This window comes from Streptomyces justiciae (assembly GCF_015163075.1).
Classification (GTDB): domain Bacteria; phylum Actinomycetota; class Actinomycetes; order Streptomycetales; family Streptomycetaceae; genus Streptomyces; species Streptomyces justiciae.
This window is the reverse complement of the sequence record NZ_JADDXU010000012.1, coordinates 45,251-59,287: the sequence shown is the minus strand read 5'-3', so window position 1 is coordinate 59,287 and position 14,037 is coordinate 45,251. Positions and strand designations below refer to the sequence as shown.

Below are 14,037 nucleotides of genomic sequence, written 5' to 3'. Positions count from 1 at the left end.
CAGACCCCGGCGGAGTCGCCCACCCAAGGCGCACGTCCGTCGATGTGCCCGACAGGGAGGAGAGCGTCGCCATGCCTGAGCGCGCCCCGCAGCCGGTGGACCGTCAACTGCCCACGGACGAGGCTCGGGACCTGATCTCGCTCGTCCGCGACATCGCGCAGCGAGAGATCGCCCCGAAGGCGGCCGAGGAGGAGGACGCGGGACGCTTCCCGCGCGAGGTCTTCACCCTGCTCTCGGAGTCCGGACTGCTCGGACTGCCGTACGACGCCGAGTACGGCGGCGGCGACCAGCCGTACGAGGTCTACCTCCAGGTCCTCGAAGAGCTCGCCGCGGCCCGGCTCACCGTCGGCCTCGGCGTCAGCGTGCACACCCTCGCCTCCTACGCCCTCGCCGCCTACGGCACCAAGGAGCAGCAGGTCGAACACCTGCCCGCGATACTCGGCGGCGGCCTTCTCGGCGCGTACTGCCTCTCCGAGCCGGCCTCCGGCTCGGACGCCGCGTCCCTGCGGACCAGGGCGGTCCGGGACGGCGACGACTGGGTCATCACCGGCACCAAGGCCTGGATCACGCACGGCGGCATCGCCGACTTCTACACCGTCATGGCCCGTACCGGCGAGGAGGGCGCCCGCGGGATCACGGCCTTCCTGGTGCCCGGTGACGCGGCCGGCCTCAGCGGGGCCCTGCCGGAGAAGAAGATGGGTATGAAGGGCTCGCCCACCGCCCAGGTCCACCTCGACGGCGTGCGCGTCGGCGACGACCGGCGCATCGGCGACGAGGGTCAGGGCTTCGCGATCGCGCTGTCCGCACTCGACTCCGGGCGGCTCGGCATCGCGGCCTGTGCGATCGGCGTGGCCCAGGCGGCGCTGGACGCGGCGGTGTCGTATGCCACTGAGCGGCGGCAGTTCGGCAAGCCCATCGCCGACTTCCAGGGGCTGCGCTTCATGCTCGCCGACATGGCGACTCAGGTGGAGGCGGGCCGTGCCCTGTACCTGTCGGCGGCGCGGCTGCGGGACGCGGGCCGGCCGTTCGCCAAGCAGGCCGCCATGGCCAAGCTGCTGTGCACCGACGCCGCGATGAAGGTCACCACGGACGCCGTCCAGGTGCTCGGCGGGTACGGCTACACCGCGGACTTCCCGGTCGAGCGCTACATGCGCGAGGCCAAGGTCCTGCAGATCGTCGAGGGCACCAACCAGATCCAGCGGATGGTCATCGCCCGTCACCTGGCGGGGCCGGAGACGCGCTGAACTGGCCCGGTCTGACCTGCGGCGCCGCGAGCCGGACCCACTCCGGGTCGTGGCGCCCGGGCAGGGTCCGGCCCCGGTCGGCCCACACCCGCATCAGGTCGCGGTAGATCGGCGGGTCCTGCTGCTGCGGCGGCGGAACCGATTCTGCGGGCGGGGGCACGAACACCCGGCGCTGACGCCCGGTCGCTGAATATGTGGGGGTCATACCAGGGCAACGCGGTGGCGGTCGGACAGGTCACCCGTCGGCGGAATCGAGCGTGAGTTCGCGGGCGTCCCCGCGTCCGGCCTCCGCCGGTCCCCACACCACTCTCGTGGCAGCCTCGTGTCCGGCCTCCTCTACCCGGTCGTGGCTGCTCCGCGTCTGGCCTCCTCCGGGCTTCGCGGTCGCCCCGCGTCCGATCTCCTCCGCCCCGTCACGGGCGCGCCCCGCGTCCGGCCCCCTTCCTCGTCGGGGTTGCCCCACGTCCGGCCTCCTCCACCAGGTCGTGGCCGCCCCGCGTCTGGCCTCCTCCGCTCATCTGACGTACCGTCAGCCCAGCCGCCTCCAGGGAGGTTTGCCGTGGCCGACGACCGTCCCGTACCGCTCGACGAGTACCCGGTGCACCAGGTGCCCCTCTCCATGAAGCACGTGGCGACCGGCGACCGGAACGCCTACGACCGCTGCATCTTCCACGTCCTGGACCGTGAGGGGCGGGCGCTGCTGATCGTCGGACTCGGCGTGTACCCCAACCTCGGGGTGACCGACGCGTACGCGACACTGCGGATCGGCGACACCCTGCACGCGGTACGCGCCTCGGACGCGCTCGGCGACGACCGGATGCGGCTCGCGGTCGGCCCGCTGCGGATCGGTGTGCTGAGGCCGCTCCAGGACTTCCGGCTGACCTGCGATCCGGACCCGGACGACCCGGACGGGCTGTCGTTCGACATCGGCTGGACGGCGAGCTTCCCGGCGCTGTGGGAACCGCACCACCAGCAGCGGCGCGGGGACCGGCTCACCCTGGAGGGCAAGCGCTTCGTGCAGGCGGGCCGGTGTCATGGGGTGCTGCGGATCGGCGGTACGGAGATCCAGCTGACGCCGGACCACTGGGCCGGCACCCGGGACCGCAGCTGGGGCGTGCGCCCGATTCCCGGCGAGGAGGGCGGACGGCTCGCGGAGGACCACCCGACCGAGGGCTTCCACTGGATCTGGTGCCCGGTCCACCTCGGGGACCGCTTCCTGATGGTGATCGTCCAGGAGGACGCCGACGGCTATCGCACCCTGAACGACGCCACCCTCATCCGCCCCGGCCACCGCGACCGCCAACTCGGCTGGCCCCAGGCGGAGATCACCTACCGTCCCGGTACCCGCCACCCCGAACGCGCGCTCGTCCACCTCGGAGACCCGCGCAAGCCCCAGGAGTTGGAGGTCGAGATCCTCACCTCCTCCCCGCTCGCGCTCGGCGCCGGCTACCCGCCCGCCGACGACTGGCAGCACGGCACCTGGCGTGGCCCCGGCTGGACCGACCGCCGTACCTACGACTTCACCGAGCCGCACCCGCTCGCCGCGTACGGCGTCACCGACCACGCCGCCCGCTTCCGCCTCGACGGCCGGACGGGCCACGGCATCTTCGAACACGGCTCGTTCGGCCGACACGACCCGAGCGGCTTCACCGGCTTCGACTCGGTTGCCGGATAGGGGAGTTGCCCGGGGATTGCCGCCTCACGTCCACGTCCGCCGCCCGACAAGGGGGTTGCCTCATGGCCACGGCACCTCGGCCCCGTACGACCACCCGCGACCCGGAGGATCTCACCCGCCGCCTGACCGCCTGGCTCGACACCCGGCTGCCCGGCGCGAAGGCCGTCGGCGTGAGCGTCCCCGCCTCCAACGGCATGTCCAGCGAGACCCTGCTCTTCGACATCGAGCACCCCGAACCCCCCTTGCGGGCCTGCGCGTTGAGGCTCGCGGCGGACCCGGCGGCGTACACCGTCTTCCCGGTCTACGACATGGTCCGCCAGTACCGCACGATGCGTGTGGTGGGGGAGCACTCCGACCTGCCCGTGCCGAAGGTGCTGTGGCTGGAGGAGGACCCCGGCCCGCTCGGTGCGCCCTTCTTCGTCATGGAGCGCGTGCAGGGCCGCGTCCCGCCGGACGTCATGCCGTACACCTACGAGGGCAACTGGCTGCACGCGGCGAGCGACGAGGAGCGGGAGTGCCTGGTGGAGGCCTCCATAGGGCTGTTGGCCCGTCTGCACGACCAAGTCCCGCTGCAGGAAGCCCAGATCCTGTCACTGCCCGGCGAGGGCGACGCGCTGCGCCGCCATGTCACCGCCCAACGGGCCTACTACGACTGGGTCGTCGACGGTGTCGCCCGCTCACCGCTCATCGAGGCGGCCTTCGATCGGCTGGAGGAGACCTGGCCGCGCGAACCGGGCCCACCCGTCCTCAACTGGGGTGACGCGCGCATCGGGAACGTCGTCTACGACGGCTTCGCTCCCGCCGCCGTCCTCGACTGGGAGATGGCGGCGCTCGCGCCACGCGAGGTCGACCTCGGCTGGACCGTCTACCTGCACCGCTTCTTCCAGGACCTGACCGAAGCCTTCGGCCAGCGCGGACTGCCGGACTTCCTGCGCCGCGACCGCATCGAGGCGCGCTACGCCGAACTCACCGGTCACACCCCGCGCGACATGGACTTCTACACCCTCTACGCCGCCCTGCGGCAGGCGATCGTCATGCTGCGCGTCGCCTACCGGCAGGTGCACTTCGGGGAGGTCGTCGTCCCGGCCGACCCGGACACACTGATCCTGCACCACGGCAGCCTGCGAGCCATGGTGCAGGGCAGTTACTGGGATTGAGCGGGTGCCTCTGCGGGCGCGCTCAGGCGGCCTGGCGCCGCATCGCGGGGACCCTCATGGGGCGCGAGCCCGGTCCGCCGACGTGCGAGAAGGGCTGCGTCCGCCAGTCGAGCCCCTGAGGGAGCGTCAACAGCAGCGCGGTGTCCTGCTCCTGGGGCCTGACGTCCTCGTCCGCCGGACGCGCCTCGGCGGCACGGCGGCCGGTACCGGCGCAGACCGTGAGACCGAAGGGGTTCCAGGGCGAGGCGCACAGCGCGTGCTCCGGAAGCACCTCCTCGTCCGCCAGGAGGGCGATGGGCTGCGCGCAGTCAGGGCAGACCACTCGGAACATCTCGAAGGTGTCGTACGCGTCGAGTTCGTCGTCGAGGGCGTCGGGTTCGACGCCCTCCGGCTCGGGCTCGGCAACTGCCTGGAGTCGCTTGGGTGCGGTACGACCAGGGCGCTTAAGACTCTGCATGGGATTCTCCCCCTCGGGCTGGGCCGTGAAGGCGCTGCGGCCTCGACCACAGCAAGCACTTCCCGCCCGGTCTCGGCGGTAATCACGAGAACATCACGGAGACCGTTCGGGCGCTGTGGTGTTCGTCACATGCCGCACGCAGGTGCCCGGCGCGGCCGTTTTGTCCCTCGGTCGGCTCACAGGCTGCACTCGGCCACATCACGAACCGGGCATGACCTGGGCCGCTGAGGTATCGGAGGAGATCACGCGCGCTGTAAGTTCTTGCGTCATGGAGGAGCTGGACCGTCAGATCGTGCAGCTGCTCGTCAAGGACGGGCGGATGAGCTACACAGACCTCGGCAAGGCCACGGGCCTGTCCACGTCGGCCGTGCACCAGCGGGTGCGCCGGCTGGAGCAGCGTGGCGTCATCCGTGGATACGCCGCCGTCGTCGACCCGGAGGCCGTCGGGCTGCCCATGACCGCCTTCATCTCGGTGAAGCCGTTCGACCCCAGCGCCCCCGACGACATCGCGGACCGCCTGGCCGGCGTGCCCGAGATCGAGGCCTGCCACAGCGTCGCGGGCGACGAGAACTACATCCTCAAGGTGCGGGTGGCCACCCCGCACGAACTGGAGGAGCTGCTGGCGCGACTGCGGTCGCTGGCCGGGGTCTCGACCCGGACCACGGTGGTGCTGTCGACCCCGTACGAGGCACGGCCGCCACGCATCTGACCACCTGCGTGCGGAGCCGTCCCCGCCAGGCGCGAGACTGTTCCCCATGAGTGAGTCCACCGCCGCGCCCAAGACCGTCCTGCTCCGCCGAGGAGAGGTCCACAGCCCCGCCGACCCCTTCGCCACCGCGATGGTCGTCGAACGCGGCCAGGTCGCCTGGGTGGGCTCCGAAGGCGCCGCGGATGCCTTCGCCGACGGCGTCGACGAGGTCGTCGACCTCGACGGCGCCCTGGTCACCCCCGCGTTCACCGACGCCCACGTCCACACCACCGCCACCGGCCTCGCCCTCACCGGCCTCGACCTGTCCGACGCGCCCTCCCCGGAGGCGGCCCTCGCCCTCGTACGGGACTTCGCCGCCGCCCGCCCCGAGGACCGCGTCCTGCTCGGCCACGGCTGGGACGCCGCCCGCTGGCCCGGCGGACGCCCGCCCACGCGCGCGGAGCTCGACGCGGCCACCGGCGGCCGCCCCCTCTACCTCTCCCGCATCGACGTCCACTCGGCGGTCGTGACGACGGCCCTGCTCGACATGACGTCCCTCGGACACGTGGACGGCCCGCTCACCGCCGACGCCCACCATGCCGTACGCGCCACCGCCCTCGGCGCCATCACCCCGGCCCAGCGCGCAGAGGCCCAGCGCACCGCCCTCGCCCACGCCGCCTCCCTCGGCATCGGATCGGTGCACGAGTGCGCCGGTCCTGACATCTCCTCCGAGGACGACTTCACCGGGCTGCTGCGGCTCGCCGCCGAGGAGGCCGGACCGCGGGTCGTCGGCTACTGGGCCGAGCGGAACGTCGACAAGGTGCGCGAGCTGGGCGCGCTCGGCGCCGCCGGGGACCTGTTCGTCGACGGCGCCCTCGGCTCCCACACCGCCTGTCTGCACCGGCCGTACACGGACGCCGAGCACACCGGCACCGCCTACCTGGACGCGGCCGCCGTCGCCGCCCACGTCGCCGAATGCACCGAGGCGGGCCTCCAGGCGGGCTTCCACGCGATCGGCGACGCCGCCGTGGCCGCCGTCGTCGAGGGCATGCGCGCCGCCGCCGAGAAGGTCGGCCTGGCCCGCGTCCGCGCCGCCCGGCACCGCGTCGAGCACGCCGAGATGCTCACGCCGGAGACGATCGAGGCCTTCGCCGAGCTGGGCCTCACCGCCTCCGTGCAGCCCGCGTTCGACGCGCTGTGGGGCGGCGAGGAGGGCATGTACGCCCAGCGCCTGGGCGCCGAGCGGGCCCGCACCCTGAACCCCTTCGCGGCCCTCCTGCGCGCCGGCGTGCCCCTCGCCTTCGGCTCCGACAGCCCGGTCACCCCGCTCGACCCCTGGGGCACCGTCCGCGCCGCCGCCTTCCACCGCACACCCGAGCACCGGGTCTCGGTCCGCGCCGCGTTCACGGCCCACACGCGGGGCGGCTGGCGGGCGATCGGCCGGGACGACGCGGGCGTCCTGGTGCCGGGCGCGCCGGCCGACTACGCGGTCTGGAGCACCGACGAGCTGATCGTCCAGGCCCCGGACGACCGCGTCGCCCGCTGGTCCACCGACCCCCGCTCCGGCACCCCCGGCCTGCCCGACCTCTCCCCGGGCGCCGACCTGCCGGTCTGCCTGCGCACGGTGGTGGGCGGACGGACGGTGTTCGTGCGGCCGAGCGAGTGATCTCCCGGGGTGGCGCGGCTCCATACGGCTGCCGCCGCCCCGTCTCGCGACCTGCGCATCCTCCGCGCTGACCTGGGCATTGAGGAAAGATGCGCAGGTCGAACGGCTGTTGACAGCCGATGGCAGAGGGCCGGTAGGTTCGGCCCAGTCCACCACCGGACGCCCTACCGGGGAACGTCCGTGAACTCGTCGCCGCGCCGCTGGGTCAGGGACGGTGTGCCGCACCGGGGCACCGCCACTGGGAGCCAGGCTCAGCGCCCGCGCCGCTGCGAGGGAACGTTCCGGCCGGTCGGGGAGGTGTGACCCGGGTGGGGCCCGGGCGCTCAGTAGACAACGGCTTTCGGTCGACCCGCAGCCAGCGGGTCCCAGGTCGGCCCGAAGGGCGCCGGGCCCCCATCCGCCGCACGCACAGGCGCCGAAAACGTCGTCCTTACCCAGCTCTTGTTAAAACGACACCACCATACGAACGTCCTGTCACGTCGTCGCACGTGCCGCCCACTATGGTGGACGCCTGCGTACGGACTGAAGGGGCAGTAGTGAACGACGGCGACGGGACCCTCGCGGGGAGGCAGTTCGGCCCGCTCGGCACGGCCTTGGTGATCATCCCGACCTACAACGAGGCGGAGAACATCAAGAAGATCGTCGACCGGGTCCGCAAGGCGGTCCCCGACGCGCACGTCCTCGTCGCCGACGACAACAGCCCCGACGGCACCGGCAAGCTCGCCGACGAACTCGCCGCCACCGACGACCACGTCCAGGTCCTGCACCGCAAGGGAAAGGAAGGCCTCGGCGCCGCCTACCTCGCGGGCTTCCGCTGGGGTCTGGACAACGGCTACGGCGTCCTGGTCGAGATGGACGCCGACGGCTCCCACCAGCCCGAGGAACTGCCCCGGCTGCTGACCGCCCTCAAGGGCGCCGACCTCGTCCTCGGCTCCCGCTGGGTGCCCGGCGGCCGGGTCGTGAACTGGCCCAAGTCCCGCGAGTTCATCTCCCGCGGCGGCAGCCTCTACTCGCGCGTCCTGCTCGACGTCCCCATCCGCGACGTCACCGGCGGCTACCGCGCCTTCCGCCGCGAGACCCTGGAGGGCCTCGGCCTCGACGAGGTCGCCTCCCAGGGCTACTGCTTCCAGGTCGACCTGGCCCGCCGCGCGATCAAGGCCGGCTACCACGTCGTCGAGGTGCCCATCACCTTCGTCGAGCGCGAACTCGGCGACTCCAAGATGAGCCGCGACATCCTCGTGGAGGCCCTGTGGCGGGTCACCACCTGGGGCGTGGGGGAGCGGGTCGGCAAGGTACTGGGCCGCGACAAGAGCCCGGGCGACAAGGCCTGACCTCGGACGTCCTCCGGCCCCACGGTGCCCCCGGTGGATCGTCCCCTTATCCCGTGTTGAGCCGTGCCCAGGCACACTGGACGCATGACAAGTGGCGCTTCGACCCCCACGTACCCCGCCCGACCCCCGCGCTCCCGGCTGCGCACCTTCCTGCCGCTGGGGATCGCGGCGTGGCTGGTGCTGGAGATCTGGCTGCTGACCGTGGTCGCCGGCGCCGCGAGCGGAGTCACGGTGTTCCTGCTGCTGCTCGCCGGGTTCGTGCTCGGCGCGGTGGTCATCAAGCGGGCGGGCCGCCGGGCCTTCCAGAACCTCAACCAGGCGCTCCAGCGCGGCACGGCCCCGTCCAGCGGCGGCGGCAACGGCCTGATGATGCTGGGCGGCCTGCTCCTCATGATCCCGGGTCTGATCTCGGACGTGGTCGGCCTGGTGCTGCTGATCCCGCCGGTCCAGAAGGCCCTGAGCCGCTACACGGAGCGGACGGTCGAGCGCCGGCTGCGCGAGGCGGCCCCGGGCACCCTGGGCGACGCCTTCCAGCAGGCCCGGATGCACCGCCCCGACGGCAAGGTGGTCCAGGGCGAGGTCATCCGGGACGAACCGCGCCGGGCCCCCGAGGAGCCGCGCCCGCCGCTGACGGGCTGACGGCACGCGGACATGACTGCGGGCGCCGTACAAGAAGCTCTTGTACGGCGCCCGCAGTCATGTCGTGCGCTGTGTTCAGCCGCTCAGGCCCTGGGGGCTATGCGGACTTGCGGCTGTCGCGGGGGTGAACGGCGATGTTCATCGCCCCCGAGCGGAGAACCGCCAGACGCTCCTCGAGGACCTCTTCGAGTTCCTCGCGGGTGCGCCGCTCCATCAGCATGTCCCAATGCGTACGCGCGGGCTTGGCCTTCTTCTCCTCAGGGCCGTCGCCGTCAACGAGGAGTGCCTGGGCCCCGCAGACCTTGCACTCCCACTCCGGCGGGATCTCCGCCTCGACCGAGAAGGGCATCTCAAACCGGTGCCCCTTCTCGCATGCGTACTCCACGGCCTGGCGCGGGGCCAGGTCGATGCCGCGGTCCGTCTCGTAGCTGGTCACCACGAGGCGCGTGCCGCGAAGAGCTCGCTCACTCATGAATCGTGCCTCCCGGGCTTGTCGCCCACAGGACAGGTGTCGCTGTCGTCGTCATCCGGTCAACGTCCGGTCGGCGGTAAAGATTCCCGTTCCGGGTCATGCGTCGCCGTCGTAGCCGCCCCTTGTTGTACCCACCGGCGCCCGGTTTGTCACATCTGCTAGCAGATGTCACCCAGCGTTTCGGCATCTTTGACGCGCAGTAACGGTACGCCAGGCAGGTCAAACGCGTACACTACCGCCCTTTCGCGTCGAACGCTAAATCTTCTCCGGAACGGGATTGCCCGCGTCGCGGATCGCCTCCCGCACCGGGACCCGCGCGAGCAGCACGAACCCGAGCGCGAAGAAGGCGACCAGGGAGATGATCGCGTCCCGATAACTTCCGGTCAGCTGGTAGGTGATCCCGAACAGCAGGGGGCCCAGCCAGCTCATGCCCCGGTCGCTCATCTCGTACGCCGAGAAGTATTCGGCCTCCTTGCCGGGCGGTACGAGATGCGAGAACAGGGAGCGGGACAGGGCCTGGCTGCCGCCGAGGACGAGACCGATCCCGGCGGCCAGCACGAAGAACCACACCGGCGCGCCGGCGGGCAGGAAGTACCCGGCCGCCAGGGTCACCGTCCACGCCACCAGCGAGCCGAGGACCGTCCGCTTGGCGCCGTACGTGCGGGCCAGTCGGCCCATGCCGAGCGCGCCCGCGACCGCGAGCACCTGGACCAGCAGCACCGCCCCGATGAGCGTCGACTGGCCGAGGTCCAGCTCCTCGGAGCCGTAGACCGACGCCTGGGAGATCACCGTCTGGATGCCGTCGTTGTAGACGAGGTACGCCAGCAGGAAGGCGAGCGTCAGCGGGTGGCGGCGCATGTCGCGGACGGTGGCCGCCAGCTGCCGGAAGCCCGGGGCCGTCGTCTCCTTCGCCGGTGCCCGGCGGTCGCGCAGCCGTCGTAGCGGTACGAGCGTGAAAGCGCCCCACCACAGACCCGCCGAGGCCAGACAGATCCGGACGGCCATGCCCTCGGACAGGCCGAAGGAGTCGTGGGCGGTGTAGAGGACCAGGTTCACGACCAGCACGAGGGAGCCCGCCGCGTAGCCGAAGGCCCAGCCGCGGGAGGAGACCGCGTCGCGCTCCTCGGGCGGGGCGATCTGCGGGAGGTAGGAGTTGTAGAGCATCGTCCCGACGGCCGACGCCGCGTTCGCGACGATCAGCAGGAGGCCGCCGAGGAGATAGCGGTCGCCGCCGAGGAAGAACATCGCCGCCGTGGCCGCGGCCCCCGTGTAGGCGGCGGCCGCCAGGAGCGGCTTCTTGCGGCCCGTGCGGTCGGCCGCCGCGCCCACCAGAGGCATCACCAGCACGGCCACGATCACCGACAGGGACACCGAATAGGCGAAGAAGGACCCCGCGCGTACCGGGATGCCCAGGGGATGGACATAACCGTCCGCGTCGGCGGCGTCCTCGGCGACCGACGGCAGATAAGGGCCTAGGAACACGGTGAGCACGCTCGTCGAGTAGACGGAGCACGCCCAGTCGTAGAAGTACCAGCCGCGCTGCTCACGCCGCCGGTCGGCGGCCTCCGCCACCAGGGTGTCCGCGCCCATCCCGCCCCTCGCTGGTCCCGCGCGCGGGTGGCGGTCCAGGGGCGAGGAAGGTCGGTCAGACCCAGACGCCGCGGTCCTCCATGACCTTGCGCAACGTGTCGATGTGATCGGTCATGATGCCATCGACTCCCAGGTCCAGAAGACGGTGCATGCGATCGGCGTCGTTGATGGTCCACACGTGCACGTGCAGCCCGCGCGCGTGGGCGGCGTGGACGAAGCGGTGGTCGACGACCTGGATGCCCGACTGGGCCTCCGGCACCTGGGCGGCGACCGCGGACCGGCGCAGCGCGGCGGGCACGCCCCACGAGCGCAGCCGCAGATTGAGGACGCCTCGGGTGCCGTACGACGTGGCCAGGCGCGGGCCCGCCAGCCGCTGGGCGCGCACGACCCGCGCCTCGGAGAACGAGCCGACGCAGATGCGGTCCCAGGTGTTGGTGCGCTCGACCAGGTCGAGGAAGGGGTGCAGCGCCGACTCGGCCTTGAGGTCGACGTTCCAGCGCGCTTCGGGGAACGTCTCCAGGAGCTCCTCGAACAGCGGCACCGGCTCCTCGCCCGCCACGCGCGCGTGGCTCACCTCCGCCCAGGGCAGGTCCGCGATCCGGCCCGCCCCGTCCGTCACCCGGTCCAGGGTCGAGTCGTGAAAGGCGACGAGCTTCCCGTCCGCCGTGGCGTGGACGTCGGTCTCCAGATAGCGGTAGCCCGTCTCCACCGCCCGCCGGAACTGCGCCAGGGTGTTCTCCAGACCGTCCGCCGCGCCGCCCCGGTGGGCGAAGGGGATCGGGCCAGGGTGGTCGAGATAGGGGTGACGTATCCGGGTGCTCACCGACGCAGTATCGCCCTCCGGGGTTGCCCGCCGGCAACGACCGTGCTGCGGTCCGATGCCGAAGGAACATCGAACAACCGCAGGAACACCTGAGCCAGCGGGCCGATCGAGACCGCGTACAGCACGGTCCCGACGCCGATCGTGCCGCCGAGCAGGAAGCCGGTCGCGACGACCGCGATCTCCACGGCCGTCCGCATCAGCCGGATCGAGCGCCCCGTGCGCCGGTGCAGACCGGTCATCAGGCCGTCCCGGGGGCCGGGGCCGAAGCGGGCCGCGATGTAGAGGCCGGTGGCCGCGCCGTTGAGGACGATGCCGGCGACGAGCAGGGGGATCCGCACGGCCAGGGCGTGCACCTCCGGCACCGCCGCGAGCGTGCCGTCCATCGCGATGCCGATCACGAAGACATTGGAGACGGTGCCGAGGCCGGGCCGCTGGCGCAGCGGGATCCACAGCAGCAGCACCGCCGCGCCCACGATGATCGACACGACACCGATCGTCAGGCCGGTCAGCTCGGCGAGGCCCTGGTGCAGCACGTTCCAGGGCTCCAGCCCCAGACCTGCCTCGACGAGCAGCGCCGAGCTCGCTCCATAGAGGACGAGGCCTACGTACAGCTGGATCAGCCGACGCCCGAGTCGGCGCTGGGTGGACAAGTGGTGCCCCCTGTGGTCGTGGTGGCCTGGTCCATGACACCCTGGGGCTTGGGTGGAAGCATCATCCATGGCCAATTCGGGGAAGGTGGACTGATTTCCATGGCGCAGTGGACCTCGGCGGTGGGGCCGGCGCAGCTCGCCCGGCTGCTCAACTCCCAGCAGGACCGTCCGGCCGGCCCCGGCACCCGCCGCCCGCCCGCCTACCGCGCACTCGCCGACGGCATCCGGCTGCTGGTCCTCGAAGGCCGCGTCCCGGTGGCCGCCCGGCTGCCCGCCGAACGCGAACTGGCCCTGGCCCTGTCCGTCAGCCGTACGACGGTGGCGGCAGCCTACGAGGCACTGCGCACCGAGGGATTCCTGGAGTCCCGGCGCGGAGCCGGGAGTTGGACGGCGGTACCGGCCGGGAACCCGCTCCCCGCACGGGGTCTTGAACCCCTGCCGCCCGAGGCGCTCGGCTCGATGATCGACCTCGGCTGCGCGGCCCTGCCCGCCCCCGAGCCGTGGCTGACCCGCGCGGTCCAGGGCGCCCTGGAGGAGCTGCCGCCGTACGCCCACACGCACGGCGACTATCCCGCCGGGCTGCCCGCACTGCGCTCGATGATCGCCGAGAGGTACACCGCGCGGGGCATCCCGACCATGCCCGAGCAGATCATGGTGACGACCGGTGCGATGGGCGCCATCGACGCCATCTGCCATCTCTTCGGGGGTCGGGGCGAGCGCATCGCCGTCGAGTCGCCGTCGTACGCCAACATCCTCCAGCTGATGCGGGAGGCGGGCGCGCGGCTGGTGCCGGTCGCGATGGCCGACGGGCTGACCGGCTGGGACATGGACCGCTGGCGGCAGGTGCTGCGGGACGCGGCGCCCCGGATCGCCTACATCGTCGCCGACTTCCACAACCCGACCGGCGCGCTCGCCGACGACGACCAGCGGCGGCAACTCGTGGACGCGGCGCGCTCCGCCGGGACCGTGCTGGTGGCCGACGAGACGATGACGGAGCTGTGGCTGGACGAGGACGTCGAGATGCCGCGGCCCGTGTGCGGCTTCGACCCCGCCGGGTCCACCGTGATCACCGTCGGCTCGGCCAGCAAGGCGTTCTGGGCCGGGATGCGGATCGGGTGGGTGCGGGCGGCGCCGGACGTCATCCGCAGCCTCGTCGCCGCGCGGGCCTACGCCGACCTGGGCACGCCGGTGCTGGAGCAACTGGCCGTGAACTGGCTGTTCAGCACAGGCGGTTGGGAGCAGGCCGTGGACGTCCGACGGGTGCAGGGTCGGGAGAACCGGGACGCCTTGGTGGCGGCGGTGCGCCGGGAGCTGCCGTCGTGGGAGTTCGAGGTGCCGCGCGGCGGGCTGACGCTGTGGGTGAGGGCGGGCGGCCTGTCCGGGTCGCGGCTGGCCGAGGCGGGGGAGCGGGTCGGGGTACGAGTACCGTCCGGGCCGCGCTTCGGGGTCGACGGGGCCTTCGAGGGGTACGTGCGCCTGCCGTTCACGGTGGGCGGCGCGGTGGCGGACGAGGCGGCGACGCGGCTGGCGGCGGCGGCGCGGATCGTGGAGAGCGGGGGGACGGGGGGAGGAGAGGCGCCGCGTACGTTTGTGGCGTGACGTGGGGGGTGTCACTCGCCCGCGTTGGCGGGGTGCCGCTGCGCCC

Annotated in this window: 13 protein-coding genes; 8 read left to right on the top strand and 5 right to left on the bottom strand. The window is 72.3% G+C overall.

Features of this window, described 5'->3' with window-relative positions; genetic code table 11:
* Positions 1–71: 71 nt before the first annotated feature.
* From IQ210_RS29780 to IQ210_RS29770, 3 genes are all read left to right on the top strand, one after another.
* Positions 72–1,244: an acyl-CoA dehydrogenase family protein gene (locus IQ210_RS29780; RefSeq protein WP_194082272.1), complete on the top strand. Its 1,173-nt coding sequence runs from the start codon at positions 72–74 to the stop codon at positions 1,242–1,244.
* A gap of 559 nt (positions 1,245–1,803) precedes the next feature.
* Positions 1,804–2,919, top strand: a complete 1,116-nt coding sequence (locus tag IQ210_RS29775; protein WP_194082271.1) for a hypothetical protein — start codon at positions 1,804–1,806, stop codon at positions 2,917–2,919.
* A 62-nt stretch (positions 2,920–2,981) separates the two neighbouring features.
* On the top strand, positions 2,982–4,076 hold the full coding sequence (locus tag IQ210_RS29770) for a phosphotransferase family protein (protein ID WP_194082270.1): 1,095 nt from the start codon (positions 2,982–2,984) through the stop codon (positions 4,074–4,076).
* A gap of 22 nt (positions 4,077–4,098) precedes the next feature.
* Here the strand turns inward: IQ210_RS29770 and IQ210_RS29765 are convergent, their stop codons facing one another.
* Positions 4,099–4,533: a uroporphyrinogen-III synthase gene (locus tag IQ210_RS29765; RefSeq protein ID WP_194082269.1), complete on the bottom strand. Its 435-nt coding sequence runs from the start codon at positions 4,531–4,533 to the stop codon at positions 4,099–4,101.
* A 268-nt stretch (positions 4,534–4,801) separates the two neighbouring features.
* Between IQ210_RS29765 and IQ210_RS29760 the strand changes: the two genes are divergently transcribed.
* The 4 genes from IQ210_RS29760 to fxsA all read left to right on the top strand — a co-directional run bounded on the left by IQ210_RS29760 (position 4,802) and on the right by fxsA (position 8,857).
* Positions 4,802–5,242: an Lrp/AsnC family transcriptional regulator gene (locus IQ210_RS29760; protein WP_004002750.1), complete on the top strand. Its 441-nt coding sequence runs from the start codon at positions 4,802–4,804 to the stop codon at positions 5,240–5,242.
* 46 nt (positions 5,243–5,288) lie between these two features.
* Positions 5,289–6,887 (top strand): amidohydrolase, encoded by a 1,599-nt coding sequence (locus tag IQ210_RS29755; RefSeq protein WP_194082268.1) that lies wholly within the window; start codon positions 5,289–5,291, stop codon positions 6,885–6,887.
* A 536-nt stretch (positions 6,888–7,423) separates the two neighbouring features.
* Positions 7,424–8,218 carry a polyprenol monophosphomannose synthase gene (locus IQ210_RS29750; RefSeq protein ID WP_194082267.1) on the top strand — a complete coding sequence of 265 codons (795 nt, stop codon included), beginning with the start codon at positions 7,424–7,426 and terminating at the stop codon, positions 8,216–8,218.
* 84 nt (positions 8,219–8,302) lie between these two features.
* The gene (fxsA, locus tag IQ210_RS29745; RefSeq protein ID WP_194082266.1) at positions 8,303–8,857 is read left to right on the top strand and encodes an FxsA family membrane protein; all 555 of its coding nucleotides are present in this window, start codon (positions 8,303–8,305) and stop codon (positions 8,855–8,857) included.
* Positions 8,858–8,954: 97 nt separating this feature from the next.
* Here the strand turns inward: fxsA and IQ210_RS29740 are convergent, their stop codons facing one another.
* The 4 genes from IQ210_RS29740 to yczE all read right to left on the bottom strand — a co-directional run bounded on the left by IQ210_RS29740 (position 8,955) and on the right by yczE (position 12,392).
* Positions 8,955–9,329, bottom strand: a complete 375-nt coding sequence (locus tag IQ210_RS29740) for an RNA polymerase-binding protein RbpA (RefSeq protein ID WP_003977404.1) — start codon at positions 9,327–9,329, stop codon at positions 8,955–8,957.
* 255 nt (positions 9,330–9,584) lie between these two features.
* Positions 9,585–10,919 carry an MFS transporter gene (locus tag IQ210_RS29735; protein ID WP_194082265.1) on the bottom strand — a complete coding sequence of 445 codons (1,335 nt, stop codon included), beginning with the start codon at positions 10,917–10,919 and terminating at the stop codon, positions 9,585–9,587.
* Positions 10,920–10,974: 55 nt separating this feature from the next.
* Positions 10,975–11,742, bottom strand: coding sequence for a glycerophosphodiester phosphodiesterase (locus IQ210_RS29730; RefSeq protein ID WP_194082264.1), 768 nt, complete (start codon positions 11,740–11,742; stop codon positions 10,975–10,977).
* Positions 11,739–12,392, bottom strand: a complete 654-nt coding sequence (gene yczE / locus IQ210_RS29725) for a membrane protein YczE (protein ID WP_194082263.1) — start codon at positions 12,390–12,392, stop codon at positions 11,739–11,741. Before yczE ends, IQ210_RS29730 begins: the two co-directional genes overlap by 4 nt.
* 99 nt (positions 12,393–12,491) lie before the next feature.
* On the opposite strand from yczE, the gene IQ210_RS29720 reads away from it, so the two are divergent.
* On the top strand, positions 12,492–13,991 hold the full coding sequence (locus IQ210_RS29720) for an SCO1417 family PLP biosynthesis transcription factor (RefSeq protein WP_194082262.1): 1,500 nt from the start codon (positions 12,492–12,494) through the stop codon (positions 13,989–13,991).
* Positions 13,992–14,037 lie beyond the last annotated feature (46 nt).

Bases quoted from the DNA above. Each gene is read 5' to 3' on its own strand.
- IQ210_RS29760 (WP_004002750.1), top strand. From the start codon at position 4,802: ATGGAGGAGCTGGACCGTCAGATCGTGCAGCTGCTCGTCAAGGACGGG.
- fxsA (WP_194082266.1), top strand. From the start codon at position 8,303: ATGACAAGTGGCGCTTCGACCCCCACGTACCCCGCCCGACCCCCGCGC.
- IQ210_RS29755 (WP_194082268.1), top strand. From the start codon at position 5,289: ATGAGTGAGTCCACCGCCGCGCCCAAGACCGTCCTGCTCCGCCGAGGA.
- IQ210_RS29780 (WP_194082272.1), top strand. From the start codon at position 72: ATGCCTGAGCGCGCCCCGCAGCCGGTGGACCGTCAACTGCCCACGGAC.
- IQ210_RS29740 (WP_003977404.1), bottom strand. From the start codon at position 9,329: ATGAGTGAGCGAGCTCTTCGCGGCACGCGCCTCGTGGTGACCAGCTAC.
- IQ210_RS29735 (WP_194082265.1), bottom strand. From the start codon at position 10,919: ATGGGCGCGGACACCCTGGTGGCGGAGGCCGCCGACCGGCGGCGTGAG.
- IQ210_RS29765 (WP_194082269.1), bottom strand. From the start codon at position 4,533: ATGCAGAGTCTTAAGCGCCCTGGTCGTACCGCACCCAAGCGACTCCAG.
- IQ210_RS29770 (WP_194082270.1), top strand. From the start codon at position 2,982: ATGGCCACGGCACCTCGGCCCCGTACGACCACCCGCGACCCGGAGGAT.
- IQ210_RS29720 (WP_194082262.1), top strand. From the start codon at position 12,492: ATGGCGCAGTGGACCTCGGCGGTGGGGCCGGCGCAGCTCGCCCGGCTG.